This is a genomic window from Dactylosporangium aurantiacum, assembly GCF_000716715.1.
Taxonomy (GTDB): domain Bacteria; phylum Actinomycetota; class Actinomycetes; order Mycobacteriales; family Micromonosporaceae; genus Dactylosporangium; species Dactylosporangium aurantiacum.
In genome coordinates, this window is record NZ_JNYJ01000045.1 from 1 (window position 1) to 25,069 (window position 25,069).

At 73.8% G+C, this 25,069-nt stretch carries 22 protein-coding genes and 1 pseudogene; 9 read left to right on the top strand and 14 right to left on the bottom strand.

All coding sequences use genetic code 11. The features are described 5' to 3' along the window. Positions 1–1,074: 1,074 nt before the first annotated feature. The gene (locus tag OP18_RS39080; protein WP_211273812.1) at positions 1,075–3,276 is read right to left on the bottom strand and encodes an MDR family MFS transporter; all 2,202 of its coding nucleotides are present in this window, start codon (positions 3,274–3,276) and stop codon (positions 1,075–1,077) included. 117 nt (positions 3,277–3,393) lie between these two features. Between OP18_RS39080 and OP18_RS39085 the strand changes: the two genes are divergently transcribed. From OP18_RS39085 to OP18_RS39095, 3 genes are read left to right on the top strand one after another with little or no spacing between them, the layout of a single operon-like run. Next, complete coding sequence (locus tag OP18_RS39085; RefSeq protein ID WP_033364236.1) at positions 3,394–5,019, top strand: ABC-F family ATP-binding cassette domain-containing protein; 1,626 nt, start codon at positions 3,394–3,396, stop codon at positions 5,017–5,019. Next, positions 5,016–5,417: a pyridoxamine 5'-phosphate oxidase family protein gene (locus OP18_RS39090; RefSeq protein ID WP_033364237.1), complete on the top strand. Its 402-nt coding sequence runs from the start codon at positions 5,016–5,018 to the stop codon at positions 5,415–5,417. Before OP18_RS39085 ends, OP18_RS39090 begins: the two co-directional genes overlap by 4 nt. Beyond that, positions 5,404–5,910 carry an NUDIX hydrolase gene (locus OP18_RS39095; protein WP_033364238.1) on the top strand — a complete coding sequence of 169 codons (507 nt, stop codon included), beginning with the start codon at positions 5,404–5,406 and terminating at the stop codon, positions 5,908–5,910. The genes OP18_RS39090 and OP18_RS39095 overlap by 14 nt, the downstream gene beginning before the upstream one ends. Before the next feature lie 10 nt (positions 5,911–5,920). Here the strand turns inward: OP18_RS39095 and OP18_RS53685 are convergent, their stop codons facing one another. After that, the gene (locus tag OP18_RS53685) at positions 5,921–7,336 is read right to left on the bottom strand and encodes a hypothetical protein (RefSeq protein ID WP_156090103.1); all 1,416 of its coding nucleotides are present in this window, start codon (positions 7,334–7,336) and stop codon (positions 5,921–5,923) included. An 85-nt stretch (positions 7,337–7,421) separates the two neighbouring features. Between OP18_RS53685 and OP18_RS39105 the strand changes: the two genes are divergently transcribed. Beyond that, positions 7,422–9,245 (top strand): tetratricopeptide repeat protein, encoded by a 1,824-nt coding sequence (locus tag OP18_RS39105; protein WP_033364239.1) that lies wholly within the window; start codon positions 7,422–7,424, stop codon positions 9,243–9,245. Positions 9,246–9,258: 13 nt separating this feature from the next. Here the strand turns inward: OP18_RS39105 and OP18_RS39110 are convergent, their stop codons facing one another. The 7 genes from OP18_RS39110 to OP18_RS39130 form a co-directional block, all read right to left on the bottom strand. Next, entirely contained in the window at positions 9,259–9,735 is a 477-nt protein-coding gene (locus tag OP18_RS39110; protein ID WP_033364240.1) for a peptidase inhibitor family I36 protein, read from the bottom strand. 357 nt (positions 9,736–10,092) lie between these two features. Next, on the bottom strand, positions 10,093–11,625 hold the full coding sequence (locus tag OP18_RS39115; RefSeq protein WP_033364241.1) for a hypothetical protein: 1,533 nt from the start codon (positions 11,623–11,625) through the stop codon (positions 10,093–10,095). A gap of 269 nt (positions 11,626–11,894) precedes the next feature. Then, positions 11,895–12,401 (bottom strand): hypothetical protein, encoded by a 507-nt coding sequence (locus OP18_RS58035; protein WP_156090104.1) that lies wholly within the window; start codon positions 12,399–12,401, stop codon positions 11,895–11,897. A 351-nt stretch (positions 12,402–12,752) separates the two neighbouring features. Beyond that, a complete protein-coding gene (locus OP18_RS59265) occupies positions 12,753–12,908 on the bottom strand; it encodes a DUF6131 family protein (RefSeq protein WP_169788986.1) in 156 nt (51 codons plus the stop codon). A 76-nt stretch (positions 12,909–12,984) separates the two neighbouring features. After that, on the bottom strand, positions 12,985–14,937 hold the full coding sequence (locus OP18_RS39120) for a vWA domain-containing protein (protein ID WP_033364242.1): 1,953 nt from the start codon (positions 14,935–14,937) through the stop codon (positions 12,985–12,987). A 4-nt stretch (positions 14,938–14,941) separates the two neighbouring features. After that, positions 14,942–16,339: a sigma 54-interacting transcriptional regulator gene (locus OP18_RS39125; protein WP_033364243.1), complete on the bottom strand. Its 1,398-nt coding sequence runs from the start codon at positions 16,337–16,339 to the stop codon at positions 14,942–14,944. 18 nt (positions 16,340–16,357) lie between these two features. Beyond that, positions 16,358–17,278, bottom strand: coding sequence for a LysR family transcriptional regulator (locus tag OP18_RS39130; RefSeq protein ID WP_063745711.1), 921 nt, complete (start codon positions 17,276–17,278; stop codon positions 16,358–16,360). 71 nt (positions 17,279–17,349) lie between these two features. On the opposite strand from OP18_RS39130, the gene OP18_RS39135 reads away from it, so the two are divergent. Then, positions 17,350–17,997 (top strand): type 1 glutamine amidotransferase domain-containing protein, encoded by a 648-nt coding sequence (locus tag OP18_RS39135; protein WP_033364244.1) that lies wholly within the window; start codon positions 17,350–17,352, stop codon positions 17,995–17,997. Here the strand turns inward: OP18_RS39135 and OP18_RS39140 are convergent, their stop codons facing one another. From OP18_RS39140 to OP18_RS39150, 3 genes are read right to left on the bottom strand one after another with little or no spacing between them, the layout of a single operon-like run. Then, positions 17,998–18,579 carry a hypothetical protein gene (locus OP18_RS39140; RefSeq protein WP_156090105.1) on the bottom strand — a complete coding sequence of 194 codons (582 nt, stop codon included), beginning with the start codon at positions 18,577–18,579 and terminating at the stop codon, positions 17,998–18,000. 33 nt (positions 18,580–18,612) lie between these two features. Then, the gene (locus tag OP18_RS39145; protein ID WP_033364246.1) at positions 18,613–19,206 is read right to left on the bottom strand and encodes a hypothetical protein; all 594 of its coding nucleotides are present in this window, start codon (positions 19,204–19,206) and stop codon (positions 18,613–18,615) included. Between the two features lie 56 nt (positions 19,207–19,262). After that, a complete protein-coding gene (locus OP18_RS39150; protein WP_033364247.1) occupies positions 19,263–19,835 on the bottom strand; it encodes a hypothetical protein in 573 nt (190 codons plus the stop codon). 137 nt (positions 19,836–19,972) lie between these two features. Here OP18_RS39150 and OP18_RS39155 point away from each other — a divergent pair, with 137 nt between their 5' ends. Both OP18_RS39155 and OP18_RS39160 read left to right on the top strand, forming a co-directional pair. Further along, positions 19,973–20,350, top strand: a complete 378-nt coding sequence (locus OP18_RS39155) for an FKBP-type peptidyl-prolyl cis-trans isomerase (protein ID WP_033364248.1) — start codon at positions 19,973–19,975, stop codon at positions 20,348–20,350. Between the two features lie 169 nt (positions 20,351–20,519). Beyond that, positions 20,520–21,164 carry an adenylate kinase gene (locus OP18_RS39160; protein ID WP_211273813.1) on the top strand — a complete coding sequence of 215 codons (645 nt, stop codon included), beginning with the start codon at positions 20,520–20,522 and terminating at the stop codon, positions 21,162–21,164. A gap of 66 nt (positions 21,165–21,230) precedes the next feature. Here the strand turns inward: OP18_RS39160 and pgm are convergent, their stop codons facing one another. Then, entirely contained in the window at positions 21,231–22,862 is a 1,632-nt protein-coding gene (pgm, locus tag OP18_RS39165) for a phosphoglucomutase (alpha-D-glucose-1,6-bisphosphate-dependent) (protein ID WP_033364249.1), read from the bottom strand. Between the two features lie 116 nt (positions 22,863–22,978). Here pgm and OP18_RS39170 point away from each other — a divergent pair, with 116 nt between their 5' ends. Further along, entirely contained in the window at positions 22,979–23,341 is a 363-nt protein-coding gene (locus OP18_RS39170; RefSeq protein WP_245635681.1) for a group I truncated hemoglobin, read from the top strand. Positions 23,342–23,383: 42 nt separating this feature from the next. Then, positions 23,384–23,899: a DinB family protein gene (locus OP18_RS56000; protein WP_033364250.1), complete on the top strand. Its 516-nt coding sequence runs from the start codon at positions 23,384–23,386 to the stop codon at positions 23,897–23,899. Between the two features lie 105 nt (positions 23,900–24,004). Here OP18_RS56000 and OP18_RS61225 read toward each other — a convergent pair. Then, a pseudogene (locus OP18_RS61225) lies at positions 24,005–24,994 on the bottom strand (acyltransferase family protein); the annotation flags it as partial. Positions 24,995–25,069 lie beyond the last annotated feature (75 nt).

A 25,069-nucleotide genomic window follows, 5' to 3' on the forward strand; every position in this document is an offset into this window, starting at 1 on the left:
CGGCAGCCAGTCCCGCATGTCCACCGGCAACAGGAACTGCTGGTCACGATCCACCGGACGGAACTGCTTCGCCATACCCAATGATCGATCGAGTACCGCAAAAGCGGAACTATCCACACATACCGAAAACGCAACAGGCTCCTGCCCCCCACCGATCCACCACGTTGCGCCGACAGCTGACCATCGCGTCCGGGAGCCAGCCAGGCCTGGCAACCACGCTCAGCAGGCCCGCGGCTGGGGTGGAGCGGCCAGCTCCCCGCGGGCCGGGCGGGCACGCGGACAAGCCGTGGCCCTGTGTCGAAGGCGCGCCCCGGCGACACACCGGCACAATGCGGACGCCACGCGACCCACGCCGCGACGCCCAGCAGGTCCGCCGCAGCCGACGCCGGGTCGGACCAGCGGGCAGCACGACGGCGCGGATCGTCTCGTGCGACGGCCACGCCGTCGACCACGCCGGACGCGGCAACCGGCTGCGCGGCCCGACATACAGGCCGGAAGCGGCAACCGGCTGCGCGGCCCGACATCACCTTCCGCAGCGCGGGCAGCCGAGCTGCCGCGCCCTCAGCCGGACCAACCGCGCACACCCCCAGCCGCGGCAGGGGCACCAACGTCCACCCGGCCGCACCCCCGCAGGCCTCGGCGTGGAAGCACCGAGCCAGAGCCCGCGGCACGGACGCCACACGGCCACACCCCCGCTGGCCTCGGCGTGAATGCGCCCGGCCAGAGCCGCGGCACGGACCCCACACGACAGCACCCAGCCGACCCAGTAGCCGCCTCGAGCCGCCCGCCGACGTGCCGCGACCGCTCAGCCGAGGCCCGCCCGTTCGCCAGGCCCGCCAGGCTTACCAGGCCGCCAGGCTTACCAGGCCGCCAGGCTTACCAGGCCGCCAGGCTTACCAGGCCGCCAGGCATACCAGGCCGCCAGGCATACCAGGCCGCCAGGCATACCAGGCCGCCAGGCATACCAGGCCCGCTGCGAGCGCGTTCCAGCCGGAGCGCAGCGCCCCGCCGGTCGCGGGCGGGTCAGAGCGCGACCAGGAGCGTCAGGGGCACTGCGGCAGAGGCGGGAACGGGTCAGCGGGAGTGTCGAGGCTGCACGTCATCGTGGGGCGCGGCCACGCCGTCCCCCTCGTGAGCGCCGGCGGCGTGGTGCGGGGCGTGATCAGGGCGCGACTCGGCGACACCGTCCGCGGCGTGGGCGCCCGCGCCGGCCGGAGCGTGGCCGTGGCCGTCGGTGCCGCCGAAGCCGTTACCGCCGGTGCTGCGGAATCCGTCGCCGTCAGGGGTCGGGAGGCCGTCGGCGCCGGTGGCGGTGGTGAAGGTGCTGGTGGGTGCGCCCGAGCCGTTGCCGGGAGTGCCGGAGTCGCCGAGCGGGGTCGAGCCGCCGTTGGCGCTGCTGGCCGTATTGCTGCCTGCGGGCCGTGCGCCGGCTGCCGACGCGCCAACGGGCGAAGCGCCCGCGCCCAGCCCGCCCGAAGACGGACCGCCCGTGGCAGCACCACCCGCGGCAACACCGCCCGCGGCAACACCGCCCGCGGCAGCAGCGCCCGCCGGGGACGGGCCGCCGTCCGGGGACGCGGCGGCCGGCGAGGAGCCCGCGGCAGGCGCGGCGGCGGAGGCAGGAGCAGCACCGGCGGAAGAGGAGGCGGACCGGGCGTCCTCCTGGGCGCGCTGCTGCGCGGCGGACAGGGAGCGCAGCGGGATCTCGGGCAGGAACAGGATGACGCAGAAGCCGACGACCATGATGGCCGCCGCGACCATGAACACCACGCTCATCGAGTCGGAGAAGCCGACCTTGAAGGGGTGGGCGAGGGCGGCGGTGAGGTCGTTGACGAACGAGGTGTCGTTGAAGGCGCTGGCGCTGCCCGACGTGCCGGCGCGCTGGATGCCCTGCAGCTGCTCCGGGTGGGCACGGGCGGCGGCCTGGAACTCGGGGGTCGACTGGGCCGCGGTGAAGGCGGCCTTGATCTTCTCCGGCAGCAGGCTGAACAGCACGGAGAGGAAGACGGCGGCGCCGACCGTGCCGCCCATGGAGCGGAAGAACGTCACCGTGGAGGTGGCGACGCCGATCTCGCGCGGGTTGGCCGCGTTCTGGGCGGCGGTGATGACCGGCTGCATGTTGCCGCCGAGGCCGAGGCCCATCAGGGCCATGACCAGCATGGTCTGCCACAGCGGGGTGTCGGCGCCGATGCGGGAGAACAGCGCGAGCGCGGCGACCATGAGCAGCGAGCCGATGATGGGGAACTTGCGGTACTTGCCGGTGCGGGCGATCACCTGGCCGGACACGATCGAGCCGGTCATGATGCCCAGGACCAGCGGCAGCAGCATCAGGCCGGCCTCGGTGGGGGTGGCGCCCTTCACGATCTGCAGGTAGAGCGGCAGCGTGAGCAGACCGCCGAACATCGCGATGCCGAGGATGAAGCTGCTGGTCGAGGCGACGGAGAAGGTGCGTCCCCGGAACAGGCGCAACGGCAGCAGCGCCTCGTCCTTGTAGGACCACTCGGCGATGAGGAACAGCACCAGGCCGACGGCACCGATGCCGTAGCACAGCAGGGAGCGGCCGGAGCCCCAGCCCCACTCGCGGCCCTGCTCGGCGACGGTCAGCAGCGGCACCAGGCAGACGACGAGCGCCAGCGCGCCCGGCCAGTCGATGCGGTGGTCCTGGCGGCGGTGCGGGATGTGCAGCACCCGCATGACGACGAGGAACGCGGCGAGCGCGATCGGCACGTTGATGTAGAAGATCCACCGCCAGCCGGTGACGCCGAGGATCGAGTCGGCGCCGGCGAAGAAGCCGCCGAGGACGGGGCCCAGGACGCTGGAGGTGCCGAACACGGCAAGGAAGTAGCCCTGGTACTTGGCGCGCTCGCGGGGCGGCACGACGTCGCCGATGATGGCGAACGCGAGGGAGAACAGGCCGCCGGCGCCGATGCCCTGCACGGCGCGGAACGCGGCGAGCTGATACACCGAGCCGGCCAGGCCGCACAGCACCGAGCCGAGGATGAAGATGCCGATCGCGAACAGGATGAACGGCTTACGGCCGTAGATGTCGGACAGCTTGCCATACAGCGGCGTCGCGATCGTCGAGGTGATGAGGAACGCCGTGGTCGCCCACGCCTGGATGGAGAACCCGCCCAGGTCGTCGGCGATGGTGCGCATGGCCGTGGACACGATGGTCTGGTCGAGGGCGGCCAGGAACATCGCCATCATCAGCCCGCCGAGGATCGTGAGGATCTGGCGGTGGGTCAGGGCCGTGTCGTCGGCGGTCGTTGTGCTCAAGGCGTCTCTCCCGTTACGAGCCGATCGCGTTTCGGAAATCACGCTACTCCGCGCTACCCCGGTCGGCGCGCTCAGACACAATATGCGCGGGGTACGACAACAACTGCGGAGGTACTGGTGAGCGCCACGCTCGTGGTGAAGGAGCTCGCGGCCGGTCACGGCGACCGGGCGTTGTTCTCCGGACTGGACCTGGTCGTCGCGCCGGGCGACGTGATCGGCCTGGTCGGGGCCAACGGGGCGGGCAAGTCCACGCTGCTGCGCACCCTGGCGGGGCTGCTGCCGACGGAGGCGGGCGGCTTCGCGCTCAACCCGCCCACCGCGATCATCGGGTACCTGCCGCAGGAGCCGGACCGCCGCGAGGGCGAGTCGCTGCTGCGGTTCCTGGCCCGCCGCACCGGGGTCGCCGACGCGCAGGCGCGCATGGACGCGGCGGTGGAGCGCATCGAGCAGGACCCCGACGGGTACTCCGACGCGCTGGAGCGGTGGCTCGCCCTGGGCGGCGCCGACCTCGAGGAACGCGCCGCCGCCGTGGCCGCCGACCTGGGCCTCGCCGTGGACCTGGAGCTGCCGATGACCGCGCTGTCGGGCGGGCAGGCCGCCCGGGCGGGCATGGCGTCGCTGCTGCTGTCCCGGTACGACGTGTTCCTGCTCGACGAGCCGACCAACGACCTGGACCTCGACGGCCTGGAGCGCCTCGAACGGTTCGTGCAGGGGCTCAAGGCCGGCGCGGTGATCGTCAGCCACGACCGGGAGTTCCTGGCCCGCACCGCGACGGGCGTGCTGGAGCTGGACCTCGCCCAGCAGCAGGTGAACTTCTTCGGCGGCGGTTACGCGTCGTACCTGGAGGAGAAGGCGATCGCGAAGCGGCGGGCCCGGGAGGCGTACGAGGACTACGCCGAGACGAAGTCCGACCTCGAGGCGCGGGCGCGGATGCAGCGCGCGTGGATGGAGAAAGGCGTCAAGAACGCGCGGCGCAAGCAGTCCGACAACGACAAGATCGGCAAGGGCAAGAAGATCGAGTCGACGGAGAAGCAGGCGTCCAAGGCCCGCCAGACCGACCGGCTGATCGAGCGGCTGGAGGTCGTGGAGGAGCCGCGCAAGGAGTGGCAGCTGCGGATGGAGATCGCCGCGGCGCCCCGGGCGGGCGCGATCGTGGCGACGCTGAACCGGGCGGTGGTGACCCGCGGCTCGTTCACGCTCGGGCCGGTGGACCTGCAGGTCGACTGGGCCGACCGGATCGCGATCACGGGCGCGAACGGCTCGGGCAAGTCGACGCTGCTCGGCGCGCTGCTCAAGCGCATTCCCCTGGACAGCGGCACCGCGGCCCTCGGGCCGGGCGTCGTCGTCGGCGAGGTCGACCAGGCCCGCGGGCTGTTCCTCGGTGAGGTGCCGCTGCTGGACGCGTTCTGCGCGGCGACCCCGCACCTGCAGCCGGCGGAGGTCCGCACGCTGCTGGCCAAGTTCGGCCTGAAGGCGCACCACGTGCTGCGCACGGCCGCGAGCCTGTCGCCGGGCGAGCGGACCCGGGCGGCGCTGGCGCTGCTGCAGGGGCGCGGGGTCAACCTGCTGGTGCTCGACGAGCCGACGAACCACCTGGATCTGCCCGCGATCGAGCAGCTTGAGTCGGCGCTGGAGGGGTACCCGGGCACCCTGCTGCTGGTCACCCACGACCGGCGGATGCTGGAGGCGGTCCGCACGACCCGCCACGTGGACGTGCACGAGGGAAAGGTCACCGTCCGTTGAGCGACGAGGAGTTCTGGACCGAGCGGCACCTGTGCACGATCACCACGGTCCGCGCCGACGGCACCCCGCACGTCGCGCCGGTCGGGGTCACGTACGACCCGGCCACCGGCACCGCCCGGGTCATCACGTCGGGCACGTCGCAGAAGGTCCGCAACGTGCGCGGCAACCCGAGGGTGGCGGTCTGCCAGGTCGACGGGCGCCGCTGGACGACCCTCGAGGGCACCGCCGTGGTCGAGGACGACCCGGCGGCCGTCGCCGACGCGGAGCGCCGGTACGCGCAGCGGTACCGGGTCCCCCGCCCGAACCCGGCGCGGGTCGTCATCGTCATCACGGTCACGAGGGTGCTGGGCACCGTGCGCCCGGTGGTGCCGGTACGGTCACCGGATGGGCATTCCTGACTACGTCCGGGTCATGCGCGCGCACGTCGGCCACGACCTGCTGCTCCTGCCCGGCGTCAGCGCGATCGTGGTCGACGAGCGTGGGCGGCTGCTGCTCGGGCAGCGCAGCGACACCGGCCGGTGGGCGGTGCTGGCCGGCATGGTCGAGCCCGGCGAGCAGCCGGCGGACACGGTCGTACGGGAGGTCCGCGAGGAGGCCGGCGTCGACGTGGTGGTCGAGCGGCTCCTCGGCGTCGCCTCGCACCCCGTGCACTACCCCAACGGAGACCGGTGCGAGTACCTGAACGTCACGTTCCTGTGCCGGGCGGTCGGCGGCGAGGCCCGGGTCGGCGACGACGAGTCCCTGGACGTCGCCTGGTTCGACCCGGCGGACCTGCCGGACATGGAGCCCTACTCGCGGCTGCGGGTCGAGATGGCGCTACGCGACGCGAAGGAGGCGTGGTTCGCCCCCGCCGGGTCGCGGCACCCGGCGCTGACCGAGCCGTCGATGTGAGGCCCGCGGGTCACTGCCGCGGCGGCCAGCTCGGCGGCGGCGCCGGCGGGTAGCCGGGCGGGTCGGTGCTCGGTGGGCCGCTGACCGGCGGCGACACCGGCTGCGACGGGACCTGCGGCGCGGCGCCCGTGCCGGGGACCGTCCACGGCTGCGGGATCGCCGGCTGGCCGCCCGCAGGTGGCGGCGGCAGCGGTGGGTACCCGGGTGCGCCCGCCTGCGGGGTCGGGTACGTCGGCTGCCCGAACACCGGACCGCCCGACATCGGCGGCGGGGGCGGCGCGAAGGTGCCGGGCGGGTAGGTCCCGGGCGGCGCGGAGGCGGGCCCGGCCGGCTGTGCGGGCAACCCGGCCGGCGAGCCCGGCGGCACCGGCGACGACGCACCGGCCGGCACGAACCCGGGCGCGCCCGCCCCGGCCGGCACGAACCCACCCGCGACCGGCAGCGGACCGGGAGCCGCACCCGGGAACGCGACCGCGGACAGCGGCGCGACCCGGCGCCCGACCAGCTCCAGCAGCCACACCACCAGCAGCCCGACCACCGCCAGGATCCCCGTGGTCAGCAGCGCCGGCGCGGCACCCACGCCCTCCAGCGCCTGCCAGCGGCGGACTCCGTCGATGACCACCACGGCGAGCACCACACCGAACACGCCGGCCCGCCGGCCGAAGACACTGACCCCGCCCAGCAGGACGGCGGCCAGCGCGTACGGCAGCTGGCCGGAGTCGGTGAACATCGCGCCGCCGGTGAGCCGGGCCGACAGGACGCCCGACACGCCGGCGAGGACCGCGGAGCCGGTGACCCCGACCAGTGCGCCGACCAGCTTCGCCGGGCGCCACCGGGCCGGGTCGTCACCGCCGGCCACCGGGCGGTTGGCCGTCAGCAGCCGGCGTACCGCCGGAACCGCGAACAGCACCGCCCCGCCGATCGACACGACGGCGAACACCGCCGCCCACACCCCGAAGCCGGTCGTCGTGCGGGCGGCACGGGTCAGCGGCTCGATGCGGGCACCGGTCGCGTCGAGCACCGCCGCGGACACGATGAACCCGCCGCCGAGCGTGACCGCCCAGGCGGGCAACGCGGTGAGCCCGACGATCAGCGCGAGGACCAGGCCGACGCCGGCGGCGGCGAGGACGGCGAGCAGGAACGCCACGGCGACCGACGCGCCGTCGTTGACCCGCGTGACGAACACCCAGCCCGCGAGCACCGCGACCGGCGCGATCGCCAGGTTCGGGGTGGCGGTGCGCAGCGACAGGGCCAGGCCGCACGCGGCGAAGCCGAGGATCGCGATGCCGGCCCACACCTGCCCGCGCGTGAACACGGCGGCGTTGACGTTGTACAGGCCGGCGACGACGCCCGCGGCGGCGAGCAGCAGCACCGCCTCCCAGACCAGGTGCGGTGCGAGCTCACGCAGGGGCTTGGCGTCGGTCATGCCGGCGACGCTACCGTGCATCGACGGGCGGCGCTGCCCACACGCCGGGCGACGTCACCCCCTCGGCGTGCTCTACTCTCCGCGGGTGGCCGACGATGTCGAAGACCCGGTGGCGCAGGCGCACGGTGAGCTGTCCCTCGCGCGGGTGGCGCTCGCCGAGGACGACCTGGAGCACGCCGCCGACCACCTGGCCGGCGCGATCGCCTGGGCGCCCGGCCTGCCGGAGGTCCACGAGCTGCTCGCGGCGCTGACCGCGCGGGCCGGCGGGCGGGTCGCGGAGCTGTTCCCGCTGCGGGAGCCGGCGTTCATCGGCACGGTCGTGGCGCGGGCACACGTGACGGCGCCCACCGACCCGCTCGGGTCGCTGCAGATGCTGGCCCAGGCGACCGGGTTCGACCCCGAGCAGCCGTGGGCCGACGTCAGCTGGGTGCGTGCCGTGGACCCCGCCGGGCTGGACCCGGACGAGCTGGCCCGGCTGTTCGTCGGGGTCATGCAGCGCCTCGGCGACCCGGCGCCGGCGGCGGTCGCGAAGGCCAACGAGGTGTACCTGGACCTCGCCCGCCGGTCGCTGCGCGCCCACCCGGACCACGCGCTGCTGCACGGCGCCGCCGCCGGGCTCGGCCGCAGGTTCGGCGACACCGCGGAGGCGGTGCGGTGGGGCGCCCGGGGGCACCGCCTGAACCCTGACAAGCTGACGTCCGTCTGGTACGCGTACGCCCTGCGCGCCGACGGCCGGCTCGACGCCGCGCTGAAGGTCATGCGGGCCGCGTGGCGCGCCGCGCCGCAAGAGATGGACCTGTGCGCCGACATGGCCAACTGGCTCGCCGACTCCGGCCGCGTCGACGAGGCGATCGCGCTGCTGGAGGAGGGCATGCGCAGCCAGGCCGACTACGACTGCGCGGTGCACACCGCGCAGCGGCTGCGGTTCCGCCGCGACGGCGACGTGCGGCACCTGGTCGCGCTGGTCGACTTCATGCGCGAGCACCCCGTGGTCAGCCACGAGCACACCGACCTGGCGCAGGCCTGCGAGCGGCGGGCCTGGCTCGGCCGGGTCACCGGCCCGACCGAGGCGTGCGTCAACGTGCTGCACCGGGTCCCGGCCGACCAGCGGGCCACGATGGACGGCGGGGTGTCGCTGTCGGCCCTCGAGGTGCCCAGCGCCCTCGCCCTGCTGCGCCGGGAGCTGCCCCGCGTCACGCTCGACGTGGCCGGGCCCGCCCCGCAGGACCTGGTGCGACCGTTGCACCCGGTGCGGGTGCTGTGGCGGTACGACGGCACCACCGCCTACCCGACGGTCGAGCCGGCGACCCCGGCCAGCCAGGCGCTGCTCGCCGGTCTGGCCGGGCCGGTGTGGCCGCACCCGGTCGCCGCGTACGACCACGCGCTGCCGCTCGGTGAGCTGCCGGCCGAGCAGCTGCTGTCGCTGCTGGTGCACCCACCGGCCCGGCCCGACCGGTTCGCGGAGCTGCCGGACGGCTGGTGGGAGCGCTCGGCGCAGGTGTTCGCGTGCCTCGGCCTGCTGCACTGCGGCGAGCTGCGCAACCCCGCCGACCCCGGCGACACCACGACCCAGCGGCGGCTGCTCACCGACATCGCGTGGGGCGTGGAGGACTGGACGACGGAGGCCGCGCTGTTCGCGCTGACGGTCGCGGCGTGGCTGGACCCGGCGTGCCGGGTCGAGGTCCGCGACACCGTCGGCCGGCGGTTCCTGGCCGCGGTCCAGGCGTCGCGGACCAGGGCGGTGACGGTCCGCGACTCCCTGGCGGCGTTGGTGCACGTGGTGCCGGACATGATCCCGGACGTGCTGGCGCTCGCCGACGAGGTGGCCGCCGCCGCGGACCGGGCCCCGGCCGCGGCGAAGCCGGCCGCCCCGTCGAGGTTCGGCCGGCTGTTCCGCCGCCGGCGGTAGGCGGCGGCCCTGGTCAGCAGGCGAAGCGGTACACGTCGGTGGCACGGTTCATGGCGCTGCCGAGGTAGTCGCGGGACGGGAAGCCGGCACCGATGCTGAACAGCGGCGCGCCGTAGTCGAAGAACCAGACGTAGCCGCGGTCGAGGTTGTAGTAGGCGGACTCGACCCGGTCCTGCCAGCCGTACGTGCTGAGGCTCTGCCCGTAGCAGGACGACAGCTTGCCGCGGGGGTACCCGAAGTCGGGACGGTCGTAGAAGCAGAACCAGCCCCTCGGGCAGTCGACGTAGGCGGTCGTGTGTTCGGGCGGAGTGATGGTGACGACGAACCGGCCGTCGTCGTAGCTGATGTCGTTGGCGCCGACGAGCTTGCCGCCAGGATGTGCGGCGAGATACGCCGCGGCCGCGGCGGACACGGGCGCGGCCGCCGCCGGTGCGGCGACGGTGGCGATGCCGAGCAGGACGAGACTGGCGAAAGTCAGGGCACGGAACACGGCTGAACCCCCACGTTTCAGCGGACCGGGACACGGTGCGATGACCGCGTGTCACCCGCGGATCCCCCCGGACCGTTCGTGGTGCACGCCGTCGCGGCGACCGTATTCGCGACGCAGCGTGGTCACCATGGCCGCGTGCAGACTGTGCCATGAGTGAATGCCCTGGGGCGTCAGGGCAGCTCATCACGTCCGCCGAATTCATTGCGATTTATAAACCGGTCGTACGGACCGTAACGTCGGCGGGTGTGCACCCGGACCTGCGCGGCAGTGGTCGACGGCCACCGCCACACTGACGCACGGTGACGACCTGATGACCGGCCGCGGCGGCGCCGGCCGAATCTGCAAGTTGCAACGTGCTCAGTCGGGCAGGTCGTCCCAGTACGAGCGCAGGTACACGACCCGCCTGGTCTGCACGAAACTGCCGCCCGGTCCGCCGGACAGGCTCTGGTGCTCCAGCAGCCTCCCGGTGGCGGGGTCGAGGACCAGCACCTCGCGGGTGCCGTCCGGACCGTCCGCGCTGAACGCCTTGCCGGGCGCGCGCAGCTCGTCCACGGTGGCCTTGCCCTGGTAGGCGAGGTCCGGTGCGGCGCGCAGCATCCGCAGCACCGCGACGCGCTGCGCCGCGGTCAGCGGGTACGAGTCGCAGAGGTCCGCCACGCCGAGGATCAGCACCGACGCTCCTCCCGGGCGCCGCCGCAGCTCCAGCACCCGGCGCAGCTCATCGGGGTCGGCGCTCGGCGGCCCGGCCGCACCGCGCGGCGGCCCGGGCGGCAGCGTCTCCGGCGACGGCGCGACGTCGGTGCCGTGCACGACCCGCCGGCCCTGCGCGCCCATCGACCAGTCGAGCTGCTCGGTCACCTCGTTGACCACGCGGCGGTAGTCGGGGGCGGGGCCGTACACGGTCAGCGCGAAGTCGACGTGCGCCCAGTTGCCGGTCGGCACGTCGGTGCGGGCGGTCGCCTCGATGATGGCGTCGAGCTCGGCGACGGCGGGGGCGCCGCCCGTCGCGTTGACCGGCGGCGACGAGGTCGGGACGCCGCCGTCGCCGGACCGCCCCGGCGACGGGTGCGCGGCGCGGTCGCCGGCCCGCTCGGCGACGGCACCCGCCGCGTAGGCGACGCCGGTGAGCAGCAGCACCAGCAGCCCCGCCGCGACGGCGACGCGGGCGGTGCGCCACCGTGGACCGCGGCGCTGCGGGGCGGCAGCCGGTGCCGGGACGACGGCCGGAGGCTCGGGTGGCATCGCGTGCGGGCCGGGCGCCGGCCCGGGCTCCGGCGTCTCCGGCGGGCCGAGCCGTTCGAGGCACTGCGCCCAGTGCCGCACGTCCGGGCCGGTGCCACCGGCGAGGTAGACCGACCAGAGCAGGCCGTGATCGGTCGGCGGGGTGGTGCGCGGGTCGGCCGACAGTGCCGCGTCGCCCGGCACCGGCACGGGCAGCGCATCGGGCGCGCCGTGCTGCTCGGCATGGACCTTGCGCCGGCTCAGCTCGGCCGCGGTCACCCCCGCGTCGCGGAGCAGGTCCGCGAGAGCGCCGTACAGGTCGCAGCGGCTGTGGACGTCGGTGAGGTCGGGCCGGAACGCGGCGGCCCGGCGCTCGTATTCGGGGTGGTCGCGGCGCCACGCTTCGACGGTCGCGGTGTCCGCGTCGCAGGCCACGAGGTAGTTCACGAGGTTGACCAGCAGCGGCAGCCGGTCGCCCCGGTCGGTCTGCGACATGGTCGTGGCGTTGCTGCGGACGCGGGTCGCCATCTTCTGGTAGCTGGGGTCGCCGGCGGCGGCGCGCACCGTGCGCAGCCGCCGGGCGACCTCGGCGGCGGGGCCGTACCCGAGGACAGGGTCGACCGGCCGGCCCGGCCGCCGCGGTGGGACCGGCGGGCGCTGGTCTGGCATCGTTCCGGCTCGCTTTCAGGTCCGGTGCTGGCGGCCAGGGTGGTGACGTGGTTCGAGGAGGCGCCCTGCTCGTGGCTGCCGCAGGGCGCCTCCTCACCGGGTTCAGCGGTCTGTGCGGTGGTGATACACGCCGGAACGGACGGTTGCAGCCGTCTGCTGTGCATTCCGACAGGCGGCATATTGCCACCAGGGTCCAGAAGTCCGCCAGTCATGTGCGGGCCGCAATGTTGACAGATCGGCGAGGCCCGCCGTCCGGCGGTCCGGACCGGTCATTCTCCGGCGGGTGACCGGGCGGCGGAGTGACCGGCGCCGACCGGCCCATCGACACCTGCCGCATCGGCGTGTGTCACTGGCTTCCCCTCTGGCGGAACCGCGCCTGAGGGCCTTGGTCGGGCAGACAACGATGCGGTAACGTCGCCGCATTCGGTAACGCTGTGGTCACGCGGGCCGACGTGCTCCCGGTCCGGCCTTCTCAAGGGTTCAGCGGTCTGGGGACGGGGGCCTTCCGTTGCAGCGGGAGGCCCCCACTGCCTCGCCGCCCGGCGGGACCGGATCCGGTGGACCAGGCGCCCGGCGGCGGTGGCCACGACCAGCACCATTGCGCCGATCTGTGCGGGGCCGACGCCCCGCGCGAGGGCCATCGCCGCCAGTCCGAAGACCGCGGCGAGCACGGCGAGCACGGTCACCGCGTCGGCGGCGGCGTGCCACCGGCGCGACCCGGTATCGCCGTCATCCGGGTGATCGCCCGCTGGCGTCGCGTCATTGCGATCGTCCATCCAAACACTCCTCGATCAGCTGGTCCGTGCGGTGTGCCGCACGATTGACCCAGCGATGATCGAGGTGACGGTCCGTAGGCCGCAAGCGATCGAATGTCAAAGAATTCCGCATATCATCCGCCGCCGCCCGGGCCTTTTGCGCCCGAACGAAACATTGACGGATGCGCAGGTCCGGGCCGCATCGCGGCAGGCATTCCGGAGTATCGCGCGATCGACGCGATTTATAAATACGAGCACCCTGGGCGCTCATGCCATCATAGCGGCTTATGGCCACAGCGCATAGCGTCATGGCCCGGAAACGCCGCTGGCCGGCGGGAGAACCGCCGGCCAGTGCGAGAAGCGCGGGACGAGCTACCAGTAATGACGGCGCCCGGCGAGCGGGCGGCCGACGGCGCCCAGGATCCACAGCACCGCGCCCACGATCAGCAGCACGATGCCGATCGTCTCCAGGATGCCGACGTGCAGGAAAAGCCCGAGCAGGAAGAGGATCAGGCCAAGGATGATCATGTTCAGCTCCCGGGGAGGAGGGGCGTTGCTTGGACGTTCTTCAGGTACCCCTCCCCCGCCGCTTCTGAAACACGGGTCACCCCCGGCGCCCCCGGCGCGCCCGGATGTAGTCGGACACCACGTATCGGCCAAGGTCGTCGGCGTCGGGCGTGAAGACGCGCCCACCGCTGCGGCGGGCCACCGCGTCCACGAACCGGCGCAGGCCCGGGTCCTCCCCGAGCATGAACAGGTTGAGCACGGCGCCGTACCGGGTGAGCTGGTCGACCTCGTGCACGGTCGAGGTCACCGTCTCGCGGGTGGACGGCCAGTGGAAGTACGAGGTGCCGTCGTCGAGCAGGTGCGCGGTCGGCTCGCCATCGGTGACGACGAGGACCACGGGGTCGGAGCCCGGGTGCCGGCGCAGGTGCCGGCCCGCGAGCATCAGGGCGTGCTGCAGGTTCGTGCCCTGCACGTAGTCCGGCTCGACGGCGGCCAGCTCCTCGACGGACAGTTTCGTCGCGTACCGGCCGAACCCGATGATCTGCAGGGCGTCCTGCGGGAACCGGGTCGCCACGAGATGTGACAGCGCCAGCGCGGCCTGCTTCATCGGGCCCCAGCGGCCGTCCGCCATCATCGAGAAGGACAGGTCGACGCAGAGCGCCACGGCGGCGGACACCCGCCGTTCGGTCTCGGCGATCTCGAAGTCCTCGACGTCCAGCCGGATGGGCAGCACCGCGGTGCCGCCGGTGGCCTGGCGACGCACCGCGTTGCCGATGGTGCGCACCACGTCGATCGGCTGTTCGTCGCCGTACTGCCAGCGCCGGGACGCGCCGGTCAGCTCACCCGCGGCGCCGGCGTCGCGCAGGTCGTGCTGGCCTTTGCGGCCGGCGGACAGGTCGGCGAAGACGGTGCGCAGGGCGGTGCCGCCCAGCCGGCGCAGCGCCTTCGGGCTGAGCGTGAGCCCGTCGGCGCCGCGGGTGACCCACCCCTGCCGGCGCAGCTGCCGCTCCAGCTCCCGCAGCCGGCGCAGGTCGTCCGCGGCGGACCGGCCGAGCTGCCGCTCGACCGCCTCGACGTCCACGTCGTCGAGGGTGGCGCCGGGGTGCTCCTGGCCGAGCTGGTCGAGCAGGTCGTCGAGGTCGCCGATCTCCTCCAGGGCGCCGGCCGCCTCGCCGTAGCCCAGGTCGCGCTCGCCGCGCACCCGCTCGCCGCGGCCCCAGTTGAGGTCGGGGCGCAGCGCGCGCAGGTTGTCGGTGAGCGCGGCCATCTCCCCGGCGAGGCTGCCGAGGGACTGCTCCATCAGCGACTGCAGCTCCGCGCGCTGCTGCGGGCTCAGCGAGCGCAGCAGCCGCTCCCCGGCCGCGGCCCGGCGGGCGAGCGCGTCGACGAGCTCGTCTACGGAGCCGGGCTGCTCGGGGAAGAACTCGCCGTGCCGGGCCATGAACTGCGCGAACGCGTCGTCGGTGTTCTCGCCGCGGGCGTGCTTGCCGAGCAGGGCGTTGAGGTCCTGCAGCATCTCGCGCATGCGTTCCTGCGTCGCCGGGTCCTGCAGGGCCTCCTTCATCCCCTGGAACCGCTGGCCGAGCACGTCGTTGCGCAGCTGGTCGAGGATCTGCTCGTACAGCGCGCGGGCCTCCGCCGAGGTCCACTCGTACGAGGACAGCTCCGACACCGCCCGCGAGGTCGAGCGGGGCAGGTTGGCCAGCTGCGCCTCGGCGAAGCGGGCGTCGTCGGAGTCGACCTGCGCGAGGGCGTCGCGCTCGGTCGCGACGGCTTGGTCGAGCAGCTGCTGCGCGCGGGTCACGGCACCGTCGAGATCGCCGCGGCGCATCGCCTCGCGCCGCAGCCGGCGGGCCCTGGCCAGCAGGTCGTCGAGGCCGCGGCCACCGTCGGGGCCGTTGCGCAGCAGGTTGCGCAGCGCCTCGCGGAGGCTGCCGCCGTCGAGGACCTCGGCGCCGACCTGGTCGACGGCGGCGCGCACGTCGTACGGCGGGGCGAGCGGGTCGGGCCCGCCCCGCCACGCCCCGTAGCGGAACCTGTTGTGGCGCACGTGCTCAGCCTCCGTAGACGGTGCGGCCGTCCTCGGTGAGATCCTTGGACAGCCTTCTGGTGAGGTGCAGGCCCTCCAGCACGAATTCGATGCCGGCGGCGGCCTCGCCGCGGCTCGGCGCGTCGCCCAGGCCGAGGCGCTCCAGCACCTTGGCCAGGCCGGGCACGGTGCCGACCTGGCGCAGGATGTCGTCGGCGCCGGCCAGCTCGCCGGTCTCGATGACCTGGCCCTCGGCGACGAGGTCGGTGAAGCCGGACAGGTCCAGCCCGGCGAGCCGGGCCCGGAACGTGTCGGCGGTCGCGGTGCGCAGCAGGTGGGCGAGGATCTCGATCTCCCGGCCCTCCTCGCCGCTGTCGAACTCGACCTTGCCGCGCAGGGTGCTGGTGACCGAGACGGTGTCGCCGACCCGGGCGACCGGGTTGTCGTCGCCGAGCAGCCCGCCGCGGCGCAGCGCGGACGCGGCCACGGTCTCGGCGGCGGCGATGGCGAAGCGGGCGGACACGCCGGAGCGGGCGTCGACGGCCGGCGACTCGCGCACCGCGCGGGTGAACCGGGCGAGGATCTCCAGGACGTGGCCGGGGACCTGCGCGACGAGCTGCGCCTCCTGCTGGATCAGGTCCGTCTCCAGCTCCAGGTCCAGCGGGTAGTGGGTGCGGATCTCGGCGCCGAAGCGGTCCTTGAGCGGCGTGATGATCCGGCCGCGGTTGGTGTAGTCCTCGGGGTTGGCGCTGGCCACCAGCAGCACGTCCAGCGGCAGGCGCAGCTGGTAGCCGCGGACCTGGATGTCGCGCTCCTCCAGGACGTTGAGCAGCGACACCTGGATGCGCTCGGCGAGGTCGGGCAGCTCGTTGACGGCGAAGATGCCGCGGTTGGTACGCGGGACGAGTCCGAAGTGGATCGTCTCCGGGTCGCCGAGGGTGCGGCCCTGCGCGACCCGGATCGGGTCGACGTCGCCGATGAGGTCGCCGACGGAGGTGTCCGGGGTGGCGAGCTTCTCGCCGTACCGCTGGGAACGGTGCAGCCAGTCCACCGGCAGCGCGTCGCCGGCCTCGGCCGCCTGCCGCCGCGACGCGGGGGTGATCGGCTCGTACGGGTGCTCGTTGAGCTCGGAACCGGCGATCACCGGCGTCCATTCGTCCAGCAGCGACACGAGACCGCGGATGACGCGGGTCTTGCCCTGGCCGCGCTCGCCGAGCAGGACCAGGTCGTGGCCGGCCAGGATGGCCCGCTCGAGCTCGGGCAGGACGGTGTCTTCGTAGCCGACGATGCCGGGGAAGCGCGGCTCGCCGGAGCGCAGCTTGGCCAGGAGGTTGTCGCGCAGCTCCTGTTTGACGGTGCGGAACCGGTGGCCGCTCGATCGCAGCTCGCCCACGGTGCGGGGCAGGTCCAAAGGCTGGGTCACCGCTCGAACCTAGCGCGCCTACGTTTCCAGTGGCGAAACCTCCGGATCCGGATGCCCGCCCGGATCCGGGTGGCCGCCGCCGCGGACGCCCGGATCCGCGGGCCCACCGCCGCGGAACCTGGCCAGCAGCGCGGCGCGGACCGCGGCCACGGCCGGCGCCACCGGACCGGCCCGGTGGGCGAGGAACAACGTGTTGAGCGGCGGCACCGGCGGGTCGTGCAGCAGGACCAGCCGGCCGGCGTCGAGATCGGCGCGCACCAGGTACTCGGGCAGGACGCTGCACCCGGCACCGGCGAGCACCAGCGCGCGGACCGCGTGCAGGTTCGGCACCACGACGTCGGCGGTGCGCTGCTGCCGCTGGTCGAAGACGCTGCGCCAGTACCGGCGGATGATGGGCAGCTCCTCGGCGTAGCTGATCAGCGGCGTGCCGGCCGGGTCGCAGCGCCGGGCGGCGACGAGCACGAACTCCTCGTCGTAGAGCGGCTCCGCGCCGAGCTGCCGGCGGCGGGGGCGGCTGGTGAGCACGGCGAGGTCCAGCGTGCCGGCGCTGAGCGCGTCGGCGAGGTCGTCGGAGAGCCCGAGCGTGACCCGCAGCTTCAGGCCGGCCGCGACCAGCCCGGCGAGGGCCGGCAGGGCCAGGTCGGTGAGGAACTCGACGGCCCCGCCGAGGCGCACGGTGCCCTCCTCGGGCCGCTCGGCGACGCCGGCGAGGTCGTCCAGCGGCCCGGCGACCTGCCGGGCGAGCAGGTCCGCGGCCGGGGTGGGCGTGACGCCGCGCGGCTGCCGCACGAACAGCGGCCGGCCGAGCGCCGCCTCGAGCGCCTGCAGCTGGGCGGTGACGGTGGGCTGTGACAGGGCGAGCCGGCGGGCCGCGCCGGTGACGGAGCCCTCGCGGTGCACGGCGAGGAAGGTCCGCAGCAGGTCGAGCGGGATCGCCATAGGATCTTCTATGGTACGGCCATCGCATGCCTATTGGTGCCGATGGCACCCGGTGCGCCAGGCTGGCCGGCATGACCAGCATCCTGATCGTCCTGACCAGCCACGCGGCCCTCGGCGACACCGGCCGCAGCACCGGCTTCTACGTGTCGGAGGCCGCCCACCCGTGGGAGGTGTTCACCAAGGCCGGGCACACCGTGACGGTGGCGTCGGTCCTCGGCGGGGACCCGCCCCGCGACGGTGACACCGCCGGCCACGAGGAGTTCCTGGCGTTCCTCGGCCACGACACGCCGGCCGTCGCCGACGTCGACCCGGCCCGCTTCGACGCGGTGTTCCTGGCCGGCGGCCACGGCACCATGTGGGACTTCCCGGCCAGCGTGGCCTTGCGGTCGCTGGTGCGGCAGGTGTACGAGCACGGCGGCGTCATCGGCGCGGTCTGCCACGGCCCCGCCGGACTGGTCGGCGTCACGCTCGGCGACGGCGGGCACCTCGTGGCGGGCCGGGACGTCGCCGGCTTCACCGACGAGGAGGAGGCCGCGGTCGGCCTGAGCGGGGTCGTGCCGTTCTCGCTGCAGCAGCGCCTGGTGGCGCTCGGGGCCCGGCACACCGGCGCCGCCCCGTGGCAGCCGTGGGTGGTCCGCGACGGCCGCCTGGTCACCGGCCAGAACCCGGCCAGCGCCACCGGCGTGGCGGAGGCGATGCTGGACGCCCTCGGCCGGTAGTCAGCGGGTGCTGGCCGACCAGTCGCTGAAGCCGGTCCAGGCGTTGTCGGGGTCCTGGTAGTGGTAGTAGTCGTGCGCGGCGTCCCGGCCGAGCAGCACGAACGCTGCGATCAGCGCGGCCAGCACGCCGGTGACCGCGGTCGAGGACAGCACGCTGAACCACAGCGGCAGCACCTGGTAGAGGTGGGCCTCCTCGGCCGCGCCGTAGGCGAGCAGCGCGTTGTCGGGGTTGACGACCACGCCGAGCAGCAGCACCACCCCGGTGAGCAGGGCCGCGGACCCGACGAGCAGCCGGGTGCCGATGTGCCGGCGCGGGACGGCCGTCGCGACCCCGACCAGCAGCACGGCCATCCCGGCGCTCAGCACGACGGTGAGCGCCAGCCGGATGTGCATGCTGTCGATCTGCTCCTGCTCGCGGACGCTCCACGGCCCGTGCGCCGCGTAGGCCCCGCCGAACCGGGCGAGCAGCACCGCCGCGGCGAGCGTCTGCGCGGCGAGCAGGGCGATCGCGGCCACGACCAGCCAGAACGCCCGCCGCACCGGGGCGGCGGGGCGGCGGCGCGAGACGCGGTCGGCGGCCATCCCGTTCAGCATAAGCGGCGCCGGGGTGAGCGCTCATCGGCCGCGGCGCAGGAGTTCCAGCCAGGACCCGTAGCCACCCCACCGGGCGCCCGGGTCGTAGTCCTGGTAGTACCCGGCCGCCGCCGGCCGGCCCATCCGGACGAACGCGATGCCGAACAGCGCCACCACCCCGAACACCGCGACGGCGGACAGCGTCTGGAACCAGGCCGGGATCAGCGTCTCGAGCCAGGCGAGGGAGGCGGCGTCATCCGGGGTGACCGCGTTCTCGGGGCTGAACACCACGCCTAGGACGAGCGCGACACCGGTGAGGAGGGCCAGGGCTCCGACGAGGGTGCGGCTGGTGTCGGCGCGCCGGGCGACGGCGGCCGCGGCGAGGCCGAGCATGACCGTCAGGAGGGTGCCGACCAGCACGGCCACGGTGAGCCGCAGCTCGATGCTCGCGGCGACCTCGTCGCCGACGTCGAACGGGTTCGACGGCTTGATGGCCTGGTAGGTGGCGTCGAAGCCGGCCAGGAGCGTCGCGCCGGCGACGGTCTTGGCGAGGACGAGCAGACACGCGACGGCGGCCAGCCAGAACGCCTGGCGGACGGCGGCGGGTGGCGGGTCGAGCCGCGTGACGTCGTTCATCGCCGTGAGGATAGGCACCGCAGCCGGGCCGGGTGGGCCCGGTCACCGAACCGTGATCATCGGTTGACGATGTCGTCCCAGGAGGTGAACCCGCGCCAGCCGGCGGGCTGGCGCTGGTGCTGGTAGTACTCGACGGCGGGGTCGCGGCCCATCCGCAGCAGCGCGGCGCCGAGCAGCACGACGACGCCGGTGACGACGCTCGACGACAGCGCCGCGAACCACACGGGCAGCAGCCGCTCGAGGTCGGCGAGCTCCGCGGCGCCGGCGGCGAGGACCGCGTTGTCGGCGGCGAGGGTGACGCCGAGCAGCAGCGCGGTCGCGGCGAACCCGGCGGCGCCGGCGACGGCGGTGCGGGTCCGGGTGGTGCGGCGCGGGACGGCGAGCGCCGCGCCGGCGAGCAGCAGGGCGATCCCGGCGCCGAGGACCGCGGCGATGGCCAGCCGGGCGTGGACGCTGTCGACCTGGGCCTGCTCGGCGACTGACCACGGCCCGTGCGCCCGGTGGACGGCGCCGAACCGGACGAGCAGGACCACGGCCGCGACCGCCTGCGTCGCGGCCAGCGCGAGTGCGCCGATGACCAGCCAGTACGCTTGCCGCACCGGCGCGCAGGGGCGCTTGCCGTCCGTCATCGACTTCAATGTACGACGCGCCCGCCGCCTCATCCAAGGGCTGTTTGCGGGGTGGTCGCGCGCCACGCGTCGGGGCGTACGGCAGGATGGACGCGACACGTCCGTTCAGCAGGTCCCATCCGCCGAGGAGTTTTCGCATGGCGCTCAGCAAGCCCGACGTCACCCTGCCCGACGGCCCGCCGCCGGCCGACCTCGTGATCGAGGACATCACCGTCGGTGACGGCGCCGAGGCGCGCCCCGGTCAGCAGGTCAGCGTCCACTACGTGGGTGTGTCGCTGTCGACGGGCAAGGAGTTCGACGCCTCGTGGAACCGTGGCGGCACCTTCGACTTCGGTCTCGGCCAGGGCCAGGTCATCGCCGGCTGGGACCAGGGCGTGGCGGGCATGAAGGTCGGCGGCCGGCGCAAGCTGGTCATCCCGCCGCACCTGGGCTACGGCAGCCGGGGCGCCGGCGGCGGGCTCATCAAGCCCAACGAGACCCTCGTCTTCGTGGTGGACCTGCTCGGCACCCGGTAGACCCGTTCACCGTCCACGGGGCCGGTATTCCCTACCGGACCCATGGACGGCAATGCGGTAATTCACAGCTGACACGCAGCCCACCTCGGACATCGAGATGGGATGCTGGACCATCGGCGTCGGCCGGCACTCTTTTTCACATGTCACAACGCCATAAAGGGGTGTGCAGATGACAATGCAGTCGGCGGCACCGCGCGCGAAGCGGATCCTCATGATCGGCGCACCCGGTGCCGGCAAGGGCACCCAGGCGCAGCTCATCGCGCAGCAGTTCGGCATCACCCACATCGCCAGCGGCGACCTGCTGCGCAGGAACATCGCCGAGGGCACGACGATCGGCCGCACGGTCGAGCAGCTGGTCAACAAGGGTGAGCTGGTCCCCGACGCGATCATCATGGACATGCTCCGCAAGCCGGTCCTCGCGGCGAACGCCGCCGGCGGCTACGTGCTGGACGGCTTCCCCCGCACGGTCGAGCAGGCCGAAGCGGCCTACCGCACCGCCGGGAACCTCGGCGTCGGCGTGCAGATCGCGGTCCACCTGGACGTACCGGAGGACGAGCTGATCCGCCGCATGCTGGCGCGGGCCCGCGGCGCCGACGACACCGTCGACGTGATCAAGCACCGGATCAAGGTGTACGAGGAGAAGACCCGCCCGCTGCTGGAGTACTACCAGCAGCGGGAGCTGCTCATCCAGGTCAACGGCGCCCGGCCGGTCGGCGAGGTGACCTGGTCGATCGTGGTGCAGCTGCAGCGCGCGTTCAAGCAGCGCCCGGCCGCGGCCCGCACCGCCACCGCGCCGGACCGCGCGGTCGCCTGACCACCCTGCCCGACAGCTGCCACGACGAAGGCCCGGCCGGGTTCCGGCCGGGCCTTCGTCGTCCGCTCAGCCGGCCAGCGCCGCCGAGACCACGCCGCGCGCTTCCTGCTGGATGCGCTCGAGGTGCTCCGGGCCCTGGAACGACTCGGCGTAGACCTTGTACACGTCCTCGGTGCCGGACGGCCGGGCGGCGAACCAGCCCGACGCGGTGACCACCTTCAGCCCGCCGATGGCGGCGCCGTTGCCCGGGGCCGCGGTGAGCTTCGCGGTGATCGGCTCGCCGGCCAGCTCGGTGGCGGTCACCTGCTCCGGCGAGAGCTTGCCCAGCACCGCCTTCTCCTCGCGGGTCGAGGCGACGTCGACGCGCGCGTACGCCGGGGCGCCGTGCCGGGCGACCAGGTCGGCGTAGTGCTCGCTGGGTGAGCGGCCGGTCGTGGCGATGATCTCCGCGGCCAGCAGGCACAGCAGCAGGCCGTCCTTGTCCGTGGTCCACACCTTGCCGTCGCGGCGCAGGAACGACGCGCCGGCGCTCTCCTCGCCGCCGAAGCCGACCGAGCCGTCCAGCAGGCCGGGCACGAACCACTTGAAGCCGACCGGGACCTCGACGAGGGTGCGGCCGAGGTCGGCGGCGACCCGGTCGATCATCGACGAGGAGACCAGCGTCTTGCCGATCGCGGCGCCCTGCGGCCAGCCGTCGCGGGCCGTGAACAGGTACTGGATCGCCACGGCCAGGAAGTGGTTGGGGTTCATCAGCCCGGCGTCGGGGGTGACGATGCCGTGCCGGTCGGCGTCGGCGTCGTTGCCCGTCGCCACCTGGTAGTCGCCGCGCTTGCCGATGAGCGACGCCATCGCGTTCGGCGACGAGCAGTCCATGCGGATCTTGCCGTCCCAGTCGAGGGTCATGAACCCGAACGTCGGGTCGACGTCGGGGTTGACCACCGCCAGGTCCAGGCGGTGCCGCTCGGCGATGGCGCCCCAGTAGGCGACGCTGGCACCGCCGAGCGGGTCGGCGCCGATGCGGACCCCGGCGGCGGCGATGGCGGGCAGGTCGATCGCGGACGGCAGGTCGTCGACGTAGGCGGCGAGGAAGTCGTAGCGGCCCGTGGTGTCGGCCGTGCGGGCCCGCGCGTACGGGATGCGGCGGACCTCCTTGAGCCCGCCGGCCAGCAGCGCGTTGGCGCGGTCCTGGATCCACTTCGTCACGTCGGTGTCGGCGGGCCCGCCGTGCGGCGGGTTGTACTTGAAGCCGCCGTCCTCCGGCGGGTTGTGCGACGGGGTGACCACGACCCCGTCGGCGCCGAGGTGCCGGTGGGTGAGGATGGCGTGGGACAGCGCCGGGGTCGGCGTGTAGCCGTCGCGGCTGTCGATGAGCACCTGGACGCCGTTGGCGGCGAACACCTCCAGGGCGCTGACCGTCGCCGGTTCCGACAGGGCGTGGGTGTCCCTGCCGACGAAGAGCGGTCCGGTGTACCCCTGCCGCGCCCGGTACTCGCAGATGGCCTGGCTCACCGCGACGATGTGGTCCTCGTTGAACGAGCGGCGCAGGCTGGACCCGCGGTGCCCGGACGTGCCGAACGCGACCTGCTGGGCGGGGTCGCTCACGTCCGGGTGCTCGGCGTAGTAGCTGGTGATGAGTCGCGGGACATCGACGAGGTCGGCGCGCTGCGCCGGTTGCCCTGCACGGGGATGGACGGACATACCGCATACGTTGCCATGTCCGCGTGGGCGCTGCGACACGACTGTCGTCATCACCGGAAACAATCCGCCATTACACTGCCGCGCGTCGATGTCCCCCTCACCCCAGCGAGGCGATGATGACCACCGCGGTGTCCATGTACTCCCGGGTCGGTGGCGGCCCGGCCATCAAGCTCGTGGTCGACCAGCTGTACACCTGGATCCTGCTCGACGAGGAACTGTCGCCGTACTTCGCCACGGTCACCGTCGAGTCGCTGAAGCGGCACATGGCCGCGCTGCTGGCGCAGGTGCTGGGCGGCCCCCAGGAGTACACCGGCCGGGAGCTCGGCGAGTCGCACCGCGGCCTCGGCATCACCGACGCCCACTACACCCGCGTGGTCGACCTGGCCCTCGCCGCGCTGTTCCTGGCGCACGCGCCGCGCGACGTGATCGCCGCCGTCGAGGACACCCTCGCCGCCGTCCGGGCCGACATCGTCGCCTGAGGCGCCGCACCGCGGTCCGGCGGCGCGTGGCATGATCCACACATGACGTGGATCGCGCCGGCGGCGCCACCGTTCGGAGGTTCGCTGGTCGCCGACGAGCGGACCCTGCTGGCCGGGTTCCTCGACTGGCAGCGGGCCGTGCTCGTCGGCAAGTGCACCGGCCTGACCGGCGAGCAGCTCGCCCTGCGGGCCTGTCCCCCGTCGACGCTGTCGCTGCTGGGTCTGCTGCGGCACGTCACCGACGTGGAGCGGGAGTGGTTCCACCACCGCTTCCGCGGCACGGCGGTGCCGTGGCTGTACCGGCGGGACGACGCGAAGGACGCCGCCTTCGACGAGGCCGACCCGGCCACCGCGGAGGCCGACCATGCCGCGCTGCTGGCGCAGTGGCAGTCCTCACGGCTCGTGGTCGCCGCCGCGCAGCTGGACGACGCGTTCGACGACCCCCAGCGGGGGCCGATGTCGCTGCGGGCCGTCCACCTGCACCTCATCCAGGAGTACGCCCGGCACAACGGCCACGCCGACCTGCTTCGGCAGGCCATCGACGGGCAGACCGGCTGAGCCGGGCAGACCGGCCGAGCCCGGCGGGTCACCGGCGGGCCGGCGGCGCAGCGCCCGCAGGGCGGGCAGCTCGACGAGGTGGTAGACGGCCATCGCCGCCAGCAGGCTGATCGAGAACACCGAGACCGTGGTCAGCGCGGCGACCAGCGGGTCGGCGTGGTGCGGCAGCAGCCCGAGCCGTTCGTAGCTCAGGTACGTCAGGTAGTGCACGAGGTAGAAGGCGAAGGATACCTCGCCGAGGTAGCGCAGCAGCGGCCGGGTCCACACGGTCGGCACGCCGTCCAGGTCGGCCCGGGCGGCCGCGGCGACGACGAACGCGACCGGCACGAGGGTCAGGGCGTGCTGGTTGAGCGGGTAGGGCACCGTGAGCGCGGCGGCGGCGCCGGTGCCGACGAGGACGAACGACCAGCGCAGGCCGGGGCCGCGCCACGCGCCGGCGCGCACGAGCAGCGCGAGCACGACACCGAGAGTGAACTCGGCCATGCGGACCGGCGGGAACATGTACCCGAGCCACAGCGCCAGCGGCCGCCCGGCCAGGGTGAGCAGGACCCCGGTCGCCAGGACGGAACCGGTCAGGGCGGCGGCGACGGCCCACAGGCCGCCGGGGCGCAGCCGGTGCAGCGCCCGCAGCAGCAGCGGGAAGCACAGGTAGAAGAACGCCTCGCAGGACAGCGACCAGCTGACCGGGTTGAGGGCGCCGAACACCGTCGCGTGCGGGAACCAGGTCTGGGTGAGGGTGAGGTGCGCCGCGAGCTGGACCGGGCCGGCGCCGCCCACGACGAGCAGGGCGGCGAGCGTGGTGACCAGCGTCGCCGGGTAGATCTTGCTGAACCGCCGCCACCAGAAGGCCCGGGCCGGCCCGGGACGGGCGGGGTCCCGCGTCGACCAGGTCAGCACGAAGCCGGACAGCACGAAGAAGAACGACACCCCGATCGCGCCGCCGTTGACCAGCAGGCCCCACACCACGGCCCGGACCGGTCGCGGCGCGACCAGATCCGGGTCGTAGAACAGCTCCAGGGTGTGCTGGCCGAACACGATGAGCGCCGCCGCCCAGCGCAGGCCGGTGAGGGCCGGCAGCCGGCTGTCACGGTTCACGTCTGATGTCTAGCCAGTCTTCCGGTGCGGCGCATGGCTCCCCGGGAAGAATTCACCCCGATGTGACCAGTGGTG